This is a genomic window from Pseudomonas sp. LAP_36, from assembly GCF_019456785.1.
Lineage (GTDB): Bacteria > Pseudomonadota > Gammaproteobacteria > Pseudomonadales > Pseudomonadaceae > Aquipseudomonas > Aquipseudomonas tritici.
Window position 1 is genome coordinate 16,561 of sequence record NZ_JAHZMS010000005.1, and the last position, 18,091, is coordinate 34,651.

The 18,091-nt window shown below is 61.0% G+C and carries 18 protein-coding genes and 1 pseudogene; 11 read left to right on the forward strand and 8 right to left on the reverse strand.

Going from position 1 to position 18,091, the window contains the following annotated elements; translation table 11 throughout:
- Nucleotides 1–133 precede the first annotated feature (133 nt).
- From JBO08_RS17160 to JBO08_RS17170, 3 genes are all read left to right on the forward strand, one after another.
- A complete protein-coding gene (locus JBO08_RS17160; protein WP_220074358.1) occupies nucleotides 134–1,192 on the forward strand; it encodes a diguanylate cyclase in 1,059 nt (352 codons plus the stop codon).
- A gap of 263 nt (nucleotides 1,193–1,455) precedes the next feature.
- Complete coding sequence (locus JBO08_RS17165) at nucleotides 1,456–2,775, forward strand: PAS domain-containing methyl-accepting chemotaxis protein (protein ID WP_065875403.1); 1,320 nt, start codon at nucleotides 1,456–1,458, stop codon at nucleotides 2,773–2,775.
- Nucleotides 2,776–2,851: 76 nt separating this feature from the next.
- Nucleotides 2,852–3,382: a DUF1003 domain-containing protein gene (locus JBO08_RS17170; RefSeq protein ID WP_065875402.1), complete on the forward strand. Its 531-nt coding sequence runs from the start codon at nucleotides 2,852–2,854 to the stop codon at nucleotides 3,380–3,382.
- On the opposite strand, the gene JBO08_RS17175 is transcribed toward JBO08_RS17170, so the two are convergent.
- Nucleotides 3,367–4,284: a LysR family transcriptional regulator gene (locus JBO08_RS17175; protein WP_065875401.1), complete on the reverse strand. Its 918-nt coding sequence runs from the start codon at nucleotides 4,282–4,284 to the stop codon at nucleotides 3,367–3,369. The genes JBO08_RS17170 and JBO08_RS17175 overlap by 16 nt on opposite strands.
- 80 nt (nucleotides 4,285–4,364) lie before the next feature.
- Here JBO08_RS17175 and JBO08_RS17180 point away from each other — a divergent pair, with 80 nt between their 5' ends.
- Together JBO08_RS17180 and JBO08_RS17185 are read left to right on the forward strand one after the other, a co-directional pair.
- Entirely contained in the window at nucleotides 4,365–5,066 is a 702-nt protein-coding gene (locus JBO08_RS17180; RefSeq protein ID WP_065875400.1) for a CTP synthase, read from the forward strand.
- Nucleotides 5,063–5,383 (forward strand): antibiotic biosynthesis monooxygenase, encoded by a 321-nt coding sequence (locus JBO08_RS17185; protein WP_065875399.1) that lies wholly within the window; start codon nucleotides 5,063–5,065, stop codon nucleotides 5,381–5,383. The genes JBO08_RS17180 and JBO08_RS17185 overlap by 4 nt, the downstream gene beginning before the upstream one ends.
- Nucleotides 5,384–5,611: 228 nt before the next feature.
- On the opposite strand, the gene JBO08_RS17190 is transcribed toward JBO08_RS17185, so the two are convergent.
- Entirely contained in the window at nucleotides 5,612–5,935 is a 324-nt protein-coding gene (locus JBO08_RS17190) for a DUF2025 family protein (RefSeq protein ID WP_065875398.1), read from the reverse strand.
- 232 nt (nucleotides 5,936–6,167) lie between these two features.
- Between JBO08_RS17190 and JBO08_RS17195 the strand changes: the two genes are divergently transcribed.
- Nucleotides 6,168–7,295: a glycerophosphodiester phosphodiesterase family protein gene (locus tag JBO08_RS17195; RefSeq protein WP_065875397.1), complete on the forward strand. Its 1,128-nt coding sequence runs from the start codon at nucleotides 6,168–6,170 to the stop codon at nucleotides 7,293–7,295.
- The gene (locus JBO08_RS17200) at nucleotides 7,296–7,958 is read left to right on the forward strand and encodes a helix-turn-helix domain-containing protein (RefSeq protein WP_065875396.1); all 663 of its coding nucleotides are present in this window, start codon (nucleotides 7,296–7,298) and stop codon (nucleotides 7,956–7,958) included.
- Here the strand turns inward: JBO08_RS17200 and JBO08_RS17205 are convergent.
- Complete coding sequence (locus JBO08_RS17205) at nucleotides 7,950–8,813, reverse strand: sterol desaturase family protein (RefSeq protein ID WP_220074359.1); 864 nt, start codon at nucleotides 8,811–8,813, stop codon at nucleotides 7,950–7,952. The genes JBO08_RS17200 and JBO08_RS17205 overlap by 9 nt on opposite strands.
- Nucleotides 8,814–8,968: 155 nt before the next feature.
- On the opposite strand from JBO08_RS17205, the gene JBO08_RS17210 reads away from it, so the two are divergent.
- Both JBO08_RS17210 and JBO08_RS17215 read left to right on the forward strand, forming a co-directional pair.
- Nucleotides 8,969–9,274 carry a PepSY domain-containing protein gene (locus tag JBO08_RS17210; RefSeq protein ID WP_065875394.1) on the forward strand — a complete coding sequence of 102 codons (306 nt, stop codon included), beginning with the start codon at nucleotides 8,969–8,971 and terminating at the stop codon, nucleotides 9,272–9,274.
- A 182-nt stretch (nucleotides 9,275–9,456) separates the two neighbouring features.
- On the forward strand, nucleotides 9,457–10,629 hold the full coding sequence (locus JBO08_RS17215; RefSeq protein WP_065875393.1) for a GAF domain-containing sensor histidine kinase: 1,173 nt from the start codon (nucleotides 9,457–9,459) through the stop codon (nucleotides 10,627–10,629).
- Here the strand turns inward: JBO08_RS17215 and JBO08_RS28465 are convergent, their stop codons facing one another.
- The gene (locus JBO08_RS28465) at nucleotides 10,630–11,397 is read right to left on the reverse strand and encodes a methyl-accepting chemotaxis protein (RefSeq protein ID WP_405045929.1); all 768 of its coding nucleotides are present in this window, start codon (nucleotides 11,395–11,397) and stop codon (nucleotides 10,630–10,632) included.
- A gap of 165 nt (nucleotides 11,398–11,562) precedes the next feature.
- Nucleotides 11,563–12,258, reverse strand: a pseudogene (locus JBO08_RS28470) (methyl-accepting chemotaxis protein); the annotation flags it as partial.
- A 259-nt stretch (nucleotides 12,259–12,517) separates the two neighbouring features.
- Between JBO08_RS28470 and JBO08_RS17225 the strand changes: the two are divergent.
- Both JBO08_RS17225 and JBO08_RS17230 read left to right on the forward strand, forming a co-directional pair.
- On the forward strand, nucleotides 12,518–13,537 hold the full coding sequence (locus JBO08_RS17225; RefSeq protein WP_065875391.1) for a transporter: 1,020 nt from the start codon (nucleotides 12,518–12,520) through the stop codon (nucleotides 13,535–13,537).
- Nucleotides 13,538–13,676: 139 nt separating this feature from the next.
- Nucleotides 13,677–15,293: an inorganic phosphate transporter gene (locus JBO08_RS17230; RefSeq protein WP_065875390.1), complete on the forward strand. Its 1,617-nt coding sequence runs from the start codon at nucleotides 13,677–13,679 to the stop codon at nucleotides 15,291–15,293.
- Nucleotides 15,294–15,417: 124 nt separating this feature from the next.
- On the opposite strand, the gene JBO08_RS17235 is transcribed toward JBO08_RS17230, so the two are convergent.
- Genes JBO08_RS17235 through JBO08_RS17245 form a run of 3 tightly spaced genes read right to left on the reverse strand, consistent with a single transcriptional unit; the run spans nucleotide 15,418 to nucleotide 18,084 of the window.
- Entirely contained in the window at nucleotides 15,418–16,392 is a 975-nt protein-coding gene (locus JBO08_RS17235) for a biotin-dependent carboxyltransferase family protein (protein WP_065875389.1), read from the reverse strand.
- On the reverse strand, nucleotides 16,389–17,267 hold the full coding sequence (locus tag JBO08_RS17240; protein ID WP_065875388.1) for an allophanate hydrolase subunit 1: 879 nt from the start codon (nucleotides 17,265–17,267) through the stop codon (nucleotides 16,389–16,391). Before JBO08_RS17240 ends, JBO08_RS17235 begins: the two co-directional genes overlap by 4 nt.
- A gap of 58 nt (nucleotides 17,268–17,325) precedes the next feature.
- On the reverse strand, nucleotides 17,326–18,084 hold the full coding sequence (locus JBO08_RS17245; protein WP_065875387.1) for a 5-oxoprolinase subunit PxpA: 759 nt from the start codon (nucleotides 18,082–18,084) through the stop codon (nucleotides 17,326–17,328).
- Nucleotides 18,085–18,091 lie beyond the last annotated feature (7 nt).

The following is an 18,091-nucleotide window of genomic DNA, read 5'->3' on the forward strand; positions in this document are numbered from 1 at the left end:
ACAAATGGCTTGGAAGGACACTGATTATTCCCACGCGAATCACTGACAATATTCACAATTATTATCCGATCAACGGTTCTACCCGCTGACGCACATCGCTGCACCCGCAGAAAAAGAACTGCCCCAGGAATTTATGGAAAACAGACGAGGCAAAGGGCTTTCATTTGCCAGGCGTATCTACAAGCCAAGGATTATCGGCCTGGGTATCGGCTGCATCAGTGTCGCAGGCGCCCTTTATCCGCTCGCGATGCCGGGCTGGGTCTGGGCATTCCTGCTGTTCCACGGTTTTGCCTGGGCGCATCTGGCGTACCAACTCTCGACTCGTTCGCAATTCCCCTATCAGGCCGAGCAGCGCAACCTGCTGTACGACTCGTTGTGGGGTGGATTCTGGGCCACGGCCACGCAGTTCACGCCCCTCACAACCGTGACGATCCTTTCGATGATAACCATGAACAACGTCGCTGCGGGCGGCAAGCGTCTGTTCCTGCGCGGGTTGTTGGCGCAAGCCGCCGGTATCGGCGTCGCAGGTGCGCTGTTCGGCTTCACGTTCAACCCCAATGTCAGCCTCACTCAGGTTTACACCTGCCTGCCGATGCTGACGCTCTACCCCATGGCCATCGGGATGGTCTGCTACCAACTGGCGATCAAACTGTCCGAACATAAACGTGCGCTCAGCGCCCTCAGCCGCACAGACAGCCTCACCGGCCTGCTTAACCACGGTTCATGGAAAGACCTGCTGCACCTCAAGTTCCACAAGTGCCAGCAGCAACAAAGCCACGCCACGATTGCCTTGATCGATATCGATCACTTCAAACAGATCAACGACACCCACGGCCATATCGTCGGTGATGCCGTACTGCGCCAATTGAGCCTGGAACTGCGGCGCAACCTGCGTGAAAACGACTTGGCCGGGCGTTACGGTGGCGATGAGTTCTGTGTGATTCTTCCGCAAGTACCGTTGGAAGATGCGGCGCAGGTGATGGAACGCATGCGCGAAACCTTCTGCAACTATCGCAACCCGCAGATCCCAGAGCTGCGTGTCAGCCTGAGCATCGGCCTGGCAGATTTCCAACCCTTCTTCACCGATGCCGCGATGTGGCTGAATGCGGCGGATCGGGCGCTGTACGCCGCCAAGGACACCGGGCGTAACCGGGTCAATGTCAGCGAAGAAGTGATCGCCCATTCCGCCTGAAGTTGTCCTACGACTCTTCGTCTGAATCTTCCTCTCAGCACCCGAGAAGGAAGCACAATGCCACCACTGGTCGGCTACCCAAAAAAGGTCCTGCCCCTGGGGCGAACTTCTTGCCAGGCTGATCACTCTGAACCCGTTGTTCACCCCCCTCTGTCAGCACAAGGAAGCTGACAATGAGCAAGTCAACCGTATGGCGGATGCCTTACGGGGGCAGGCGCATACCCACGGAAACCCTAGAAGTTTGCTTGCCCGAGCACCCGAACATGCTATTCAACGCCCATAAAAAAACCATCAACACCTTGCAACACACCATTGCCCAACAGGCCAGCCTGCTGGACGCTATCGAGCGCTCCATGGCGGTGATCGAATTCGACCTGTCCGGCAACGTGTTACGGGCCAACCCCAACTTCCTCCAGACCATGGGCTACCGCGCCGAGCAGGTCGAGGGCCAGTCCCATCGAATGTTCTGTACCCCAGCGTTCGCCCGCAGCGCCGAGTACAACCAATTGTGGTCGAACTTGCGCAATGGTCAGTTCCAGTCCGGCACCTTTGAACGCGTGGCCGGCGATGGCCAGTCGGTGTGGCTGGAAGCCAGCTACAACCCGGTGCGTGATGACGCGGGTCAAGTGATCAAAGTGGTGAAGTACGCCATGGACGTCACCCCACGGCTACAGGCCGAAAGCGAAGCCAATGCCAAACTCGAGGCCATCGGCCGTGCCATGGCGGTGATCGAGTTCAACCTCGACGGCACCATCATCACTGCCAACGCAAACTTCCTGCAGCGCATGGGCTACAGCCTGGCGCAGATCCAGGGTCAGCATCACCGTATGTTCTGCACCGCAGAGATGGCCAAAAGCTCGGCCTACAGTGATTTCTGGCAGCGCCTGAACCAAGGCGAATTGTTCAGCGGCCAGTTCGAGCGGGTGGATAAAAATGGCCAAACCGTGTGGCTCGAAGCCAACTACAACCCGGTGTACGACGCCAGCGGGCGCCTGTGCAAAGTGGTCAAGTTCGCCTCCGATGTCACCGCTATGGTGCAACAACATGCCGCCGACGCTGCCAGCGCGGCCCAGGCGTACCATATTTCCCTGACCACTCGGGACATCGCCGAAAAAGGCGCCGAGGTGATCCAGCAAACGGCCAGTGGCATGCGCGACATTGCCGCGGACATCGACAGCTCCTCGCAGCTGATCGCCAAGTTGGGCGAGCGTTCGCAGCAGATCACCACCATCGTCAACACCATTCGTGGCATCGCCGACCAGACCAACCTGCTGGCACTCAACGCCGCCATCGAGGCGGCGCGTGCAGGCGAACAAGGTCGCGGGTTTGCGGTGGTGGCGGATGAAGTACGCCAACTGGCGGCGCGCACCAGCGGCTCCACGACGGAAATTTCCAGCATGATCGCGATGATCCAGGATGAAACCCGCCAGGCCATCCACAGCATGGACGGCACCCGCGACCGCGCTGCGCAAGGGGTCGACCTGGCCAATCGCGCTGGCACCGTGATCCTGCAGATTCGCGAAGGCACCAGCGAGGCGGTCCAGGCGGTGAGTACGTTTGCCAATGAGCGCGGCGGCAACTGACCGGTTCTTCATGTGCCTGCCGGGGGGCTCGGTCTATAGTGCTTGATTGTCTGCAAGCAAAAGACCCGAGCCCGCCATGACCCCAGAAAAGCCCGAAGCCACGCCCGTTGACCACCTGCGCTTCCACCGCTCTCACGCCCACCTGGCACCGACCTTCGGCAACGACACCTTTGCCCTCAAGGCCGAAGCCTTCGCCCGCTTCTTCGGCACTCCCACCTTCCTCGGCGCGCAAACCGCAATCGTGGTGCTGTGGGTGGTGCTGAACGCAACCGGCATCACGCACTTTGATGTGTACCCGTTCATCCTGCTCAACCTGGCCTTCAGCCTGCAATCGGCCTACGCCGCGCCGCTGATCCTGCTGGCCCAGACGCGCCAGGCTGCCCGCGACAAAGCGCAGACGGACGCCGATGCCCTGCACCGCGAAGCCTTGGCGACTGCCAATACCGAGCGCCAGGCCCAGGCCGAGCAGACCACCAGACAGTTACTGGAACTGCTGGAGCAAAATACCCGGCTTACGGAAATGACCAAACAACTGACAGAACACATCGAAAGCCTGACGTGTGAAATGCATGAGCACTTTGTCCGAAAACCTCAAGAACTCCAGTGATCCCCGGTGGGAGCGGCGGTGCCACACTTCATCCCAATATGCCGCCCCAGTTCATCGAACAGCGTCACCACCGAGCGCAACGCCCGGCAGTCCGCGCGCGTGAGCAACCACAACGCCGTATCGTGCCCGGCCAACGCGGGGCCCAGCGGTTGCAGGCCTGCATCCAATAGAAAGTCCGGCAACGCCGCCACCCCCAACCCCGCCCGCACCAAATCGGTGACCGATAACATGCTGTTGCAGCGATAACTGGGGCGCACACCGGGCAGGTGCTCGCAGCGCCAGGCGACCGTAGGGTGGTCGGGCAGGAAGTCATCCGGGGCGATCCAGGGCAGGTCGGCCAACTCACGGCCCGCGTGTTGGCGGGCGAAACCAGGGCTGGCGCATACCTGATAGGCCACGCCGCCAAGGCGACGGCCCACCAGATGCTCCGGCGGCGTGCGGGTCAGGCGCAGGGCGATGTCCGCGTCGCGGCGGCTGAGGTTGGCGAAATCATTCGACGTGCTCAGCTCCAGGATCAACGCAGGGTACTGCGGCATGAATTGCGCCAGGGCCGGCAGCAATAAACCCTGCAACACCGAATCGGTACAGGTCAGGCGCACCGTGCCGCTGATCACTTCCCCCCCCTGCTCCACGCCAACACGCGCCGCCTCCAGTGCTTGTTCAGCGCGCTCCGCCTGTTGGGCCAGGTTGCTTGCCAGGCTGGTGGGCAAGTAGCCAGTGCGGCTCTTTTCAAACAGTGTCTGGCCCAGCGCCGCCTCCAGGCGCCGCACTGCGCGGAACACCGTGGACACGTCCACCCGCAACAACGCCGCCGCCCGAGCGAGGGTGCCGCCGCGCACCAGGGCAAGGATCAGCGACAGGTCAGGGTAGTCAATTGAATAGTGCGTGGCTGCATTGAACATGTGGGAAAACGCCAATTTTAATTGCGTGCTCGCCAATCTATAGTGCACCCCAGGACACCACAAGCCATGGGACGTACACGATGAACGCCACACCCTTGCACCTCGCCCTGATCGGCGATTACAACCCCGATGTTATCGCCCACCAGGCCATACCCGTGGCGTTGCAACAGGCAGCCGACACCCTGGGCCTGACCGTTCATACCCAGTGGCTCGACACGGATGCCCTGCCCCAGTCACTGCATGGCTTCGACGGGTTCTGGTGCGTGCCCGGCAGCCCCTACCGCGATACCGATGGCGCACTGCGAGCGATCCGTTTTGCCCGCGAACAGCGGCGACCGTTTCTCGGCACCTGCGGCGGTTTTCAACACGCAGTGTTGGAATATGCCCGCAATGTGCTGGGCTGGAAGGACGCCGAGCATGGCGAACTCGCTCCGCATGCAAAGCGCGCGGTGATCACGCCACTGAACTGCACACTGGTGGAAGCCACCGACACCGTGCGTTTGGCGCCCTACACCCGCATCGCCGAAGCCTACGGGACTCTTGATGTACAGGAAGGTTATCGTTGCCGCTATGGCGTGAACCCTGAGTTTCTCAATGCCCTGCTGGAAGGCGATCTGATCCCCAGTGGCCATGACTCGGCAGGTGACCTGCGCGCGGTGGAACTGCTCGACCACCCGTTCTTCGTGGCCACCCTGTTCCAACCCGAACGCAGCGCATTAAAAGGCGTCACCCCACCCTTGGCGATTGCCCTGCTCAAAGCCTGTCAGGCGGTGTCGGCATGATCGCGCGCACGCCTGCCCCGCCCTACTACGCGGTGATTTTCAGCTCACTGCGCACCGAGGGCGATCAAGGTTACGGCCACGCGGCCAACCGCATGCTGGAACTGGCGCGCGAACAACCGGGGTTTCTCGGTGTGGAATCGGCACGGGAAGATGGCCTGGGGATTACCGTGTCGTACTGGGAGAGTGAGGCGGCGATTTCGGCGTGGAAGCAGCACGCCGAGCATCAAGCGGTGCGCGAACAGGGGCGCGCCACTTGGTACTCGGCCTTTCAGACCCGGGTGTGCAAAGTCGAACGGGCCTACGCATTCCAAAATTGAAATAGTACCTGAAGAGCAGCACAAAACCCTGTGAGGCTTGCTTGCGATAGCCAAAGGTATCTACGAAATATTGTAGTGAGCGGGCTTGCCCCGCGCTGGGCTGCGAAGCGGCCCTAAAACCTGACACTGCGTTTTGTCTGGATAACCGCGGTGGCTTTATTGGGGCCGCTTCGCAGCCCAGCGCGGGGCAAGCCCGCTCACTACAAACACCTATGGTTGTCGCCTTATTCAGCTCACCAGACTGCGCAACGCACTGATCTGCGCAATCTCCACCCGCCGCATGTACACCCGCAACGGTTCGGTGATGTTGATGCGGTCGTCGATGTTCTGGTCCAGCAGCAATTGGAGGCGTTCGCGGGACAGGGTCATGGTCTGCTCCGGGGCCGGCAGCCAGACAAACTCGGCGGTGGGGATGATGCCGTCATCGGCCACGTCCATACCGAAGGCGTCTTCGCTGAAACGTACGATGTACTGGCCGGTCTTGCGGTTGAGGCCAACAAACCCGTGGAGTTGGTCGGCGGCCTGGCAGATAAGCTCGGAGGTGATGCGCATGGTAAACCTCACTGAAAAGTCCTACATGGACTGGAAAGATGGTTTACACGCGTGGCGAAAAGTACCGTCCTCTAACGGGGCAGCTTCGGCCAAGAGTACTGCAATGCATCCCATAAAAACCCGAAAATTTTGCCCGTGCGCACGTTAATGTCGGTTTGGTGATAGCGCCTTTCGCCATCAATTGTTAAAAAGGAGGCCTTCTCAAAGCCTCCTCCACGAAAGGACTTCGCATATGCCTGTCACGTTTACCAAGAGCGCCCTGCTGCTGGCCCTGATGCTCGGCCTTGGCCAAGCACAGGCTGCCGACCCGATCAGCCCGGCTGAATTGGCGACTAACGAAGGCATCCCCTACCCTGCCGTGATCGCCCACCGGGGCGCTTCGTACGACGCCCCTGAGTCCACCGCCGCCGCCTACAAGGTTGCGCGTGACTTGGGCGCCGACTACCTGGAACTGGACCTGCAGCGCAGCAAGGACGGCGTGCTGTTCGCCCTGCACGACAACAACTTGCAGCGCACCACCGACGTGGCCACCAAGTTTCCCGACCGCAAGGACGCCCCGGCCAACGAGTTCACCTGGAAAGAATTGCAAACCCTCGACGCCGGCAGCTGGTTCAACGCCGCCTACCCGGACCGCGCCCGCCCGGGTTTCGTCGGCCTGAAAATCCAGAGCCTGGACGACATCATCAAGATCGCCGAAGGCAACCCGCAGCACAAACCCGGCCTCTACATCGAGACCAAGGAGCCCAAGCAATTCCCAGGCATCGAAGCCGACCTGAAGAACAAGCTGCTGGACAAAGGCTGGCTGAGTTCCGCTGGCTCCAAGCTGGGCAAGAGCAACACCGGCGTCGGCCAGGGCAAGGGCCGCGTGGTGCTGCAAACTTTCGAAGTGGCGAGCCTCAAAGAGCTGCAGAACGAAATGCCCAACACCCCGAAAATCCTCCTGCTGTGGGTGGGTGAAGGCAGCATCGAACCGAAAAACAAGCAGACCTTCGCCGAATCCGGTGAAACCACCAAGGCCGCCTACTACGCCAAGCAGGAGCCTAAGGACGCTGCTGAGTTCGAAAAATGGGTCGACGAAGCCAAGAGCCTCGGCGCCATCGGCACCGGCCCATCGGCTGAGCTGACAGACCACGGCGACCAGAGCTATACGGACTTAGTCAAACCCGAGATGAACAAGCTGACCCACGACAAAGGCCTGCTGGTACACGTCTACACCGTGGATGAGCCGGTCGACTTCGAGAAGGTAATGAAAGCGGGCGTCGATGGCATCTTCACCAACCGCGCCGCCGAACTGCTGAAGTTCTACAAACGCTGGCCGTCGTCCAGCGTGCAGGACCTGCTGAACGACTATAAGTACTGAGTGAAGGCCGAATGGTCAGGCCGCCTGTGGTTGGGGCGTGACTACGGCCTTATCCTCGGCGAGCTGGGGCGCACCGCGCCCCATGCACATTACGCCCACCAGTTGATGCTCTGCGCCCGGCCAATCACGGTCAGCCTCGATGGCCAGGTCACTACAACCCATCGCCTGTTTATCCCTTCGCGGCAGACCCACGCCATTCTCGACACTGAGGGTGAGGTAAAGGTGCTGTATGCCGAACCCGCCGTGTTTGATACCGCCCACTTGCAACACCTGTTGATCCACGAGCAGCTGTCCCTGGAGGGGTTGCGCCAACTCCCCCGGCGCACGCTGGATGATCCACGCGTGGAACGAGCCCTTGCTGCACTGGATCAACAGTTGAGCGGCAAGGTTTCTGCCCACGCCCTGGCCGAAGCGGCGCACCTGTCATTGAGCCAACTGGAGCGGCTGTTCTCGGATCAACTCGGCTTGCCCGTGCGCCGCCTGGTGCTGTGGCGACGCTTGCGCATCGCCCTGCAATTGGCAATTGCCGGCGGCACACTGACCGACGCTGCGCACGGTGCGGGTTTTGCCGATTCCGCGCACTTCTCACGAACCATGAAGCAGTTGTTTGGCGTCACGGCGGCAGCCTCATTGCGCCAGCTGGAGGTGCAGCTATTAGCGTAAATCGTCTGGCAGTGCCGGCTCCTTGCTCAAGGCAACCGGCCTGAACGGGTCACGCAACTGTTCCCCATATGCCACCGGGAAATCCGGTCGACTGCCAATCCCCAGGTCTCCCGGCCCCATGCGATACCCCTCGCGATAGAACGCCGTGCCCAGCAGCCAATCCCACAGATTGAAAAACAGCGCGAAATTCACATCCCCGGCGCGACCGTACTTCATATGGTGAAACCGATGCACCGGCGCCCAGGCGAACACCCAGCGCAACGGCCCCAGGCGCATGTCTACATTGGAATGCTGCAACAGCAATTGAACGGCGATGGCCAATGCCAGCAACTGCGCAACCGGCGTGGGAATGCCCAGCAGGATCAATGGCAACAGCCCCGCCGTGGCTTCCAGCATCTGGTGCAACGGATGCTTCATCAAACCATTGAAGCCGTAAAGCCGCTGCACGCTGTGGTGCACCGCATGCAAACGCCACAGCGCCCCAATGCGGTGGCTGGCGTAATGCATCAAGGTAATACCGGCATCAGCGAGCACAATCGCCATCAGCAGTTGCTCCCACAGCGGCCAGCCACGCGGCCAGATACCTTCAAACGCCAACAGCGCCGTAAGCCCCGGCAGGATCAACAACCCAGCGGCATTCAGGCTTTCGTTGACCAAGGCGTGCAAGGTGTCGCGCCGACGATCGCCCAGACTGCGATTCCACTGCGGTTCATAGGGCAACCACCGCTCTGCCAGGAATGACACTGCGACGGCTATCACGAACAGCAGAATCAAGCTGTTCGGCTGCCACAGTCCGCAACCGATAAACCCCAGCAAAAAGGTGGGCGCGTAGATCCAACTCACTAACCGTTTCATGCCGAGTCTCCTTTGAAGTGAGCCCCCAGCATGAAATCCCCCGCGCGCGTCGGATTGAACAAACTGCGCAACCGCTTGAAATAATTAAGGATGAATTAAGTTGCGCTGGATAACCTGATCCCACTTAAACAGCTCACCAGACAAGGACACACACCATGAAAAACCTGACCGCTTTGTTCGCCGCTACCGCCCTGACCCTGACCGCCGGCCTGGCCCAGGCCGATGTTCGCCCAGACCAGATTCCAGGCCTGTTGCAGTCCGGCGCCGTGAAGCCTTTCGAGCAGCTCAACAAAGACGCCGTTGCCAAACACCCCGGCGCCACCATCAATGACACCGAGCTGGACAACGAAGCCGGCCGCCTGGTCTACGAGGTGGACCTGACCGACACCACCGGCAAAAAGTGGGACGTGAAGCTTGACGCCAAAACCAGCGAAGTCCTGGAAAACAAGCTCGACACTTGAGTTGTCTTCTTAAAAAACCGCGCCACCTAAGGGTGGCGCGGTTTTTTTGTGCGCGCTCGTCGGCAAGCTGTAGGAAATTCATCCCGGCGACGAAGGAAGTTGCCTACATACACTGCAAGGCCGTTAGAATCCCGTGCATCAGCCAAGGCATGACGCCCACCGCACACCAACAGAGACAGCCAATGGGGCAAAAAGCTGCCGACATCGCCACTATCGGTCGCATCAGCGCCGTGCCGGCCATGCTCAAGGTCATCAGTGACATGACCGGCCTGCGGTTTGCCGCTGTTGCCCGCGTTACGGAAAACACCTGGACAGCCTGCGCGGTGCTCGACACCCTGGGTTTCGGCCTGGGTGTCGGTGGCGAGCTGGACCTGACCACCACCCTCTGCCACGAAATCCGCAGCTCCCACGTGTCTGTGGTGATCGATAAAGCCAGCGAAGACCCGCTCTACCACGACCACCACACCCCACAGATCTACCGATTTGAAAGCTATATTTCCGTGCCCGTGTTTCGAACCGATGGGCGCTTCTTCGGCACCATTTGCGCGCTCGACCCCAACCCCGCCTGCCTGCGCAACAGCACCATCCAATCGACCATGGAGTCATTTGCTCGCGTGCTGTCGCTGCAAATCGAGGCCGAAGAGAGCCAGCAACGAACCGAAACCGACTTGCAGGAAGAACGTCGCACCGCCGAATTACGCGAGCAGTTCATCGCGGTGCTCGGGCATGATCTGCGCAACCCACTGTTCGCGATCAATTTCGGCGCCGAACGGCTGCTGCGCAAGCACCCCGACCCTGCCACTGACAGCACCGTGCGGCATATCCTCACCAGTGGTCGGCGTGCGGCGCAACTGGTGGAAGACGTGCTGGATTTCGCCCGTGGACGTATGGGCAGCGGCATTCCGGTAAGCATGGGCGATTGCCAGGGCTTACAGGCCGCGTTGCAACATGTGGTGTCAGAGGTCCAGAGCGTCCACCCACAACGCGAGATTGTGGCGAATATCGGCGAACTTCGAGGGTTCAAGGGTGACCGGGAACGGTTGGCGCAACTGCTCTCCAACCTGGTCGCCAACGCCATCCACCACGGCAGCCACGATGGCCCCGTTGAAGTCACGGCCAGGGTCGAGCAGTCGCACTTCACGCTGACGGTGAAAAACCCCGGGCAGATCAGTGCACAGGCCCTGCCTCGGTTGTTCCAGCCCTATGCGCGGCCGGTCAAGGAGGCGCCCCAGGCCGGGCTTGGCCTGGGGTTGTACATCGTCAAGCAAATTGCCGATGCCCACGGCGGTGAGCTGAGCGTGTCCACCACCGAACAGCACGGCACCGTGTTCACGTTCAGCTTGCCGACCGCTTGATCAGGCGCCCAAACGCGCCGTCACCTCATTCAACTCGCTCGACAACCCGCGCAGGTTGTGGCTTGCCGCTTCGGTGCGTTTGACGTTATCGAGGTTGGCCGTGGCCACGGTGGTGATCTGCGTGATGTTGCGCGAGATATCCTCCGCCACCGATGTCTGCTCCTCGGCAGCCGTGGCGATCTGGCGGTTCATGTCGCGGATCGCCTCCACCGCCTGGGTGATGTGAGCCAGCATGGCGCCGGCTTGCGTCACCTTCTCCACGCTGTCATCACTGCACGACTGGCCGCTCAGGATGGCTTCGGCCGCGTCCACCGCGCCGGTTTGCACGGCCTCGATAATGCCGTTGATCTCGATGATCGACGCCGCCGTGCGTTGCGCCAGGCTGCGCACTTCATCGGCCACCACCGCGAAACCACGACCGGCCTCGCCTGCGCGCGCGGCTTCGATCGCAGCGTTGAGCGCCAGCAGATTGGTCTGCTCGGCGATCCCGCGTATCACTTCCAGCACCTTGCCGATGCGCACGCTATCGGTTTCCAAGCGGCGGATGATGGTGCCGGTGTTGAGGATCTCGTTGCGCATCTGGCCGATGGTGGCGATGGTGACCTTCATCACCTCACCGCCTTCGCGGGCCGAATGATCCGCCTCATCAGCAGCACGGGAAGCACTGGCGGCGTGGCGCGCAACTTCCTGAGCGGTGGCCGACATTTCCGTCATGGCCGTGGCCACCTGGTCGGTGCGGTTGAATTGATCACTGGTACCGTTGGCCATCTGCCCGGCGATAGCATTCAACTCGCCGCTGGAACTGACCAGGTCGGTGGCGCTGCGCTGCAGGCGGCTGAACGTTTCGGCAAGAAAATCGCGCAAGGTATTCGCCGCTGCGGCCAGATGGCCCAGCTCATCCTGGCGACGGCTGGCCACGCGCTCGGCGAAGCGACCGTGGCTCAGTTGCGTCACGTAATCGATCAGGCTGCGGATCGGCAGGATCAGGTTACGGTTGATCAACCACAGGCTGAACAGACCGATCAACACACCGGACAGCAACATAACCGCCAGGCCCACCAACACGGTGCGCTCAGCGTAGGCGCTGATGGCTTTGGATTGTTGGCTGCCTTGCGCACGCAGGTCGTTGACCAGTGCACTCATCTGCTCGCTGGCAGCGCGGTCCACGCCCTTGACCGCCGTGTCGCCAGCGGTTGCATCGCCGCCCGCGGCTACGTAGGCATCGCGGCCCTTCTGGTAGGCCACGCCGAGTTGCACGTGTTCCTGGCGCAGGGTTTCGATACGCCGGCTCAGGGTCGGGTCGCCGATGGTCTGGGTGACCAGCCGCGTGAGGATGCCTTGCACATCGCGCTGGCGGTCCTGGAACTGGCCCCAATATTTCTCCATGTCCTGAGGCTGCTTGCCGCGTAGCAGGACGTTTTTCCATTCCTGCACCTGCACTTTGAATTGCAGGTTGGCCTCGTCAATCATCTGTGAAGTCAGTAACGGCCCATCAATCAAACTGCGATAACTCTGCACCCCGTTGGACAGGAAGTTGAAACACGCCAGGGCGATCAGCAAGATCGCCAACAGGCTGCCACCGAGCAGCGACAGGATTTGTGCTCTCAAGGAGGTTCGCAAAACATTCATCGGGGAAAAGCCTCGATACAAGGAATTGGTGCGTGCACGCCTAACGTCCTTGTTGTTAAAGCACCGCCCATCCACAGCGGTTCATAACGCCCTGAATCGGCCGAGCTAGAGGCTTCTTGAACGGTTGCTGACAAACGGTCAAATAAATGTCACCGCAACGAAATAATTCCAGAATCGTCACAAAACTGTCATTTCCCCTTGCAATGATCGCCCACGCGACCTGTGAAACGTCCTACAGGCCATTTCTCTGCGAGCCCCCATGAACCACAGCATTGATCACAGCCACCAGGATCCCGATCTGTTTGGCTTGCTCTACGGTTTCCGTTTTCGGCCCGGTGAGAAGGGCGAGCAGATAGATTCGGCCACGGCGCTTCAGGCCCTGCAGCAACCGGCCGACCCGGAAGAGTTTTTGTGGCTGCACCTGAACCTGGCCCACGCGGCGTGCGAACGCTGGATGCAGGCACACCTGGACCTGCCGGAAGAGTTCTTCGAAGCCCTGCATGAAGGTTCGCGCTCCACGCGTATCGAACATGTCGACTCGGCCTTGCTGGCCGTGGTCAACGACGTGGTGTTCAACTTCAGCAGCATGGTGTCGTCGGATATTTCCACGCTCTGGGTCTGCGCCCGCAGCCGTCTGTTGATCAGTGCGCGCCTGCAACCGCTGCACTCGGTGGACAAGTTGCGCTCATCGGTGAAAGCCGGTGAGCGCTTTCGCTCACCGCTGGCCCTGCTGGTGCACCTGCTGCGCGACCAGGGTGAAGTACTGACGCAGATCGTGCGCAAGACCAGCATCAGCGTCGACCATATCGAAGACCAGTTGCTGTCCTCGCGCTTGTCCACCAACCGCGCCGAACTGGGTGCCGCGCGCCGGGTGCTGGTGCGCCTGCAACGCCTGCTGGCGCTGGAGCCGGGCTCGCTGCTGCGCCTGCTGAATCGCCCGCCGCAGTGGCTGCAAAAGGAAGACGTGAAGGAATTGCGCAAGTCCACCGAGGAGTTTGCGCTGATCATCAACGACCTGATGGCCCTGGGCGAACGCATCAAGCTGTTGCAGGAAGAGATCGCGGCCAACCTCAACGAGCAAAGCAACCGCACGTTGTTCACTCTCACCGTGGTGACGGTGCTGGCATTGCCGATCAATATCATCGCCGGTTTTTTTGGGATGAACGTCGGGGGCGTGCCGCTTTCACAGGATCCGGAGGGGTTTTGGATATTAGTGGCGTTGGTGGCGACCTTCACGTTAATCGCCGGACGCTGGGCATTCCGCAAATTCTCAAGCTGAAATGAGATCAACTGTGGGAGCTGCGGTGCTTTATGGACCGGCGGCAAATCCAATTCCCTAAACACTGACCTGCGGCAGCATCTCTGTAACATTCTGCAATGACTATGAACGGCATCCTCACAACACTGGATGCTCCGGCATGGCCACCCCTTCCTTGACTGCCTCCACCCACACCTCAGTTGCAGACCCCAAACCCAGGCTGGACAAGAAACCCAGCCTGGTGACGGTGATCATCTTCTTCGCCGTACTCGCCATGGGCCTGTTGTTTACCGCCTACAGCCTGATGCATGACATGCACGAAATGGGCGCGCAACTCACCACCTGGACACCGTTCCTGCTATTGGGCGTAGCGCTGTTGATTGCCCTGGGGTTCGAGTTCGTCAACGGCTTCCACGACACCGCCAACGCGGTGGCGACGGTGATCTACACCAACTCGCTGCCGCCCCATTTTGCGGTGGTGTGGTCGGGCTTTTTCAACTTCCTCGGCGTGCTGCTTTCCAGCGGTGCGGTGGCGTTTGGCATCATTGCGCTGCTGCCGGTCGAGCTGATTTTGCAGGTGGGCTCATCAGCCGGTTTTGCGATGATCTTCGCGCTGTTGATCGCCGCCATCCTGTGGAACCTCGGCACGTGGTGGCTGGGGTTGCCGGCGTCGTCTTCCCACACGCTGATTGGCTCGATCATCGGCGTTGGCGTGGCGAATGCCTTGATGCACGGGCGTGACGGCACCAGCGGTGTGGACTGGAGCCAGGCGATCAAGATCGGTTACGCCTTGCTGCTCTCGCCGCTGATCGGCTTTGCGTTTGCGGCGATGCTGTTGCTGGCCCTGCGCGCCTTCGTCAAGAACCGCGCGCTGTACAAGGCGCCGAAAGGCGACACGCCACCGCCGTGGTGGATCCGCGGCATGCTGATCGCCACCTGCACCGGCGTCTCCTTCGCTCACGGTTCCAACGATGGGCAGAAAGGCATGGGCCTGATCATGTTGATTCTGGTCGGCACGCTGCCGATGGCCTACGCGCTGAACCGGGCGATGCCCGCCGAGCAGTCGTTGCAGTTCGCGGCCGTGGCCGAAGTCACCCAGGTCGCCCTGGTAAAAAGCGCGCCGCAAGCGCTGACAGGCGACCCGCGTCCGATCCTCTCGACCTACGTGCGCACCAAGGAAGCCACGCCGGAACTGGTGCCCGCCCTCGCCGCGCTCGCCGGGCAGATCGGGGATGAAGTCAAAGGCTACGGTTCCCTGGCCAAAGTGCCCGCCGAAGCCGTCGGCAACGTACGTAACGACATGTACCTGACCAGCGAAACCATTCGCCTGATGGACAAGGGCAAGGTCGGCAATTTCGACGCCGACACCCAGGGCAAGCTGCAACTGTTCAAGCAACAGATCGACAGTTCCACACGCTTCATTCCGCTGTGGGTGAAAATCGCCGTGGCCATCGCCCTGGGCCTGGGCACCATGGTGGGCTGGAAGCGCATCGTGGTGACAGTCGGCGAGAAGATCGGCAAGACGCACCTGACGTATGCTCAAGGCGCCTCGGCCGAGATGGTGGCGATGCTGACCATCGGCGCGGCGGACATGTACGGGTTGCCGGTGTCGACCACGCATGTGCTGTCGTCGGGTGTGGCAGGGACCATGGTGGCGAATGGCGGTGGGTTGCAGATGCGCACTATCCGTAATTTGCTGATGGCGTGGGTGCTCACATTGCCCGCGGCCATTCTTCTTTCGGGCAGCCTCTACTGGCTGTTCACCAAACTCTTCTGACACAACTCAGAGCAAAAATGTGGGAGCTGGCTTGCCTGCGATAGCGGATTAACATTCAACACATTTGTTGACTGAAAGATCGCCATCGCAGGCAAGCCAGCTCCCACAGTGGTTTTGCAGGTATTCAGTTGTTGAAGAGTCCAGTCATCGCTTTGACGCGTTTCTTGTACACCCGCCGCGCCTCCAGTGCTTCCTCCAGCGTCACCGCCACAAACCCCGCCCGCTGGTTCGGCTGCATCTGCCCGATCAAGTCCAGATCGGCACTGATCACCGTGCCAATCATCGCGTACCCACCGCCCGACACCGCGTCCCGATGCAACACGATCGGCTCCAACCCGGCCGGCACCTGGATCGAGCCGATCGGGTAGCAACTGTCGACGATATTAGAAGGATCGGAGCCCGCGCCAAACGGCTGCTCCCGTGGCTGAAAGCTCAGCGCACTGCCGCCTTTGAAGCGATAGCCGATGCGGTCGGCTTCGGAACCCACTGTCCAGGGCTCGGCAAAAAAGCTGTTTTTGGCCGCATCTGTCAGCCGCTCGTAATACAGCCCCGGCACCACGCGCAGGGTCACATCACCGCCCACCGAACGGCGCAACGCCATCGGTAAACTGTCGCCCGCACGGCCCGTACCACTGGCGTCACCGATGGGCAATTCGTCGCCTTCCTGCAAGCGCCGACCGTGAAACCCGCCGAGTGCGCCGAGGGTGTAAGTCGAACGACTGCCGAGCACCAACGGCACGTCAATACCACCGGCCACCGCGAGATACGTCCGCGCGCCGGCCTTGGGAAATTCAAAGCGTAAAACCTGCCCGGCGCGCACCTGGAACGCGGTGTCCTGGTGCACGACTTCACCGTCCAGGCGCGGCGACATCAAGGCACCGCTGAGTGCCACCAACGCGTCCTGTTGAAACGCCAGTTCGGGGCCTATCAGCGTGCATTCCAACCCCGCCGCGCCGACCGGATTGCCCACCAGGTGATTGGCTGCGCTCAATGCATATTGGTCCAACGCACCCGACGGCGGGATGCCCAAGTGGTAATAACCTTCGCGGCCAAGGTCCTGCACGGAGGTGGCGAGGCCGGGTTTGAGCACCTTGATCATGCCAGCGCCTCCTGCAGGGATTTCGGATAACCCATGGGGTCGGCGAGAAAGGCGTCGAGGGAAAATTCCACCGGGCGGATGCGCAGGTCGAAATGTCCTGCGTCCACTTCGGCCACCGCCAGGTCGTAGGCGTCACGGTCCATCGGTTTGAACTGCACGATATCGCCGGGACGGAAGAACACCATGTGTTCCTTGAGGTACGCCAATTGCTGCGCCGGGTCGTAGATCGGCGCCGGGGTCACGCCGAACATCTGGTAGCCACCTGCGCCGCGTACCGAGTAGATGCAGCCGAAACAGCCACCATGGCCGAGGGTCAATTTGGGTGTGTCGGTGCGCGGCCGCAGGTACTTGGGCACCTGCAATTGACGCTCGCGCTCGACCATCTGGAACATGAACGGCAAGCCCGCGACAAAGCCGACCATCGACACAAACCACGGCGCGCCACTGTGGGCGGCGATAAACGCATCCACATCGGCCAGGCCATTGATACGCGCCGCGTACTCAAGGTCGGTGCCGCTGGGGTCTTGGTGGCGGTCGCGAAAGCGCATCAGGGTTTCATGGGTCCAGGGGTCGTTGTAGAGCACCGGAATTTCAATGATGCGCGTATGCAGGGTGCGTTCGGCCACGGCCTGGGCTTCGGCGGTCTGCACCGCATCGAGCAATACATGGGGCGCGATGCGGTCGGGGTCGAAGCGAATCTGGAACGATGCGTTGGCCAGGCACACGTCCAGCACGCCCTCCAGCGCCAGGCGCTCCACCGCACGCGTCACGGCCATGCCTTTGAAAAAGGCCTCCAGCGACATACTCTCGCTGACCTCGGCAAACAGGTGTTCATCACCGCCGAAGCTGTAGCGGATGGGGGACGTTTCAGCCATGTCTGTTCCTCTTGGAATCATTGTAGAAAGGCAGGCGAAAAAAAATGATGTTTCGATCTTATTGGGGTGTTTTGACGGTGATGCCCGCTTGGTCCAGGGCTTCGCGGGTCGCCTCCACTAGTTCAAGCGCGCCGGGCGTGTCGCTGTGCAGGCAGATGGAATCGAATTCGATAAACAAGTCTTCGCCTTCTACGGTGCGCACCAGACCGGTCTGACACGCACGCAGGACTCGCGCCGCCACGGTCGCCGGATCCAGCGCCCGCACATTGCGCGTAAACACGATGGAGCCCGTCAGATCGTACTCACGGTCGGCATAAAACTCGCGCACCACCGGCTGCCCGAGTTCCTGGGCGACGCGCCAGATCACCGAGTTGGGCATGCAGTACAGCAGCAATGTCGGCTCGATGATTTGCAGGTTTTGCACCAGCAGCCGCGCGGCTTCTTCGTCGCGGGCGAGGTGCATGTACAGCGCGCCATGGGGTTTGATGTGTTGCAGGGTCATGCCCTGGGCGCGCGCGATTTCACGCAGCGCGCCGAGCTGATAGAGCATGTCGTCCACCAGCTCCTGGGCCGGCGCGTTGATGTGGCGCCGGCCGAAGCCGACCAAATCACGGAAGCCAGGGTGCGCACCGATAGCGACGCCCAGTTGCTTGGCACGCTCGACGGTACGGCGCATGGTGCCGGGGTCACCGGCGTGAAAGCCGGTGGCGATATTGGCCGAGCTGATATAAGCCATCAGCTCCGCGTCGACGCCGTCGCCAATGGTCCAGGGGCCGAAGCCTTCGCCCATGTCTGAGTTGAAATCCACTGCCTGCATCAGGGTC

Excerpts from the sequence above, each read along its gene's own strand:
- JBO08_RS17160 (WP_220074358.1), top strand. The coding sequence starts at position 134 with ATGGAAAACAGACGAGGCAAAGGGCTTTCATTTGCCAGGCGTATCTAC.
- JBO08_RS17165 (WP_065875403.1), top strand. The coding sequence starts at position 1,456 with ATGCTATTCAACGCCCATAAAAAAACCATCAACACCTTGCAACACACC.
- JBO08_RS17170 (WP_065875402.1), top strand. The coding sequence starts at position 2,852 with ATGACCCCAGAAAAGCCCGAAGCCACGCCCGTTGACCACCTGCGCTTC.
- JBO08_RS17175 (WP_065875401.1), bottom strand. The coding sequence starts at position 4,284 with ATGTTCAATGCAGCCACGCACTATTCAATTGACTACCCTGACCTGTCG.
- JBO08_RS17180 (WP_065875400.1), top strand. The coding sequence starts at position 4,365 with ATGAACGCCACACCCTTGCACCTCGCCCTGATCGGCGATTACAACCCC.
- JBO08_RS17185 (WP_065875399.1), top strand. The coding sequence starts at position 5,063 with ATGATCGCGCGCACGCCTGCCCCGCCCTACTACGCGGTGATTTTCAGC.
- JBO08_RS17190 (WP_065875398.1), bottom strand. The coding sequence starts at position 5,935 with ATGCGCATCACCTCCGAGCTTATCTGCCAGGCCGCCGACCAACTCCAC.
- JBO08_RS17195 (WP_065875397.1), top strand. The coding sequence starts at position 6,168 with ATGCCTGTCACGTTTACCAAGAGCGCCCTGCTGCTGGCCCTGATGCTC.
- JBO08_RS17205 (WP_220074359.1), bottom strand. The coding sequence starts at position 8,813 with ATGAAACGGTTAGTGAGTTGGATCTACGCGCCCACCTTTTTGCTGGGG.
- JBO08_RS17210 (WP_065875394.1), top strand. The coding sequence starts at position 8,969 with ATGAAAAACCTGACCGCTTTGTTCGCCGCTACCGCCCTGACCCTGACC.
- JBO08_RS17215 (WP_065875393.1), top strand. The coding sequence starts at position 9,457 with ATGGGGCAAAAAGCTGCCGACATCGCCACTATCGGTCGCATCAGCGCC.
- JBO08_RS28465 (WP_405045929.1), bottom strand. The coding sequence starts at position 11,397 with ATGGCCAACGGTACCAGTGATCAATTCAACCGCACCGACCAGGTGGCC.
- JBO08_RS17225 (WP_065875391.1), top strand. The coding sequence starts at position 12,518 with ATGAACCACAGCATTGATCACAGCCACCAGGATCCCGATCTGTTTGGC.
- JBO08_RS17230 (WP_065875390.1), top strand. The coding sequence starts at position 13,677 with ATGGCCACCCCTTCCTTGACTGCCTCCACCCACACCTCAGTTGCAGAC.
- JBO08_RS17235 (WP_065875389.1), bottom strand. The coding sequence starts at position 16,392 with ATGATCAAGGTGCTCAAACCCGGCCTCGCCACCTCCGTGCAGGACCTT.
- JBO08_RS17240 (WP_065875388.1), bottom strand. The coding sequence starts at position 17,267 with ATGGCTGAAACGTCCCCCATCCGCTACAGCTTCGGCGGTGATGAACAC.
- JBO08_RS17245 (WP_065875387.1), bottom strand. The coding sequence starts at position 18,084 with ATGCAGGCAGTGGATTTCAACTCAGACATGGGCGAAGGCTTCGGCCCC.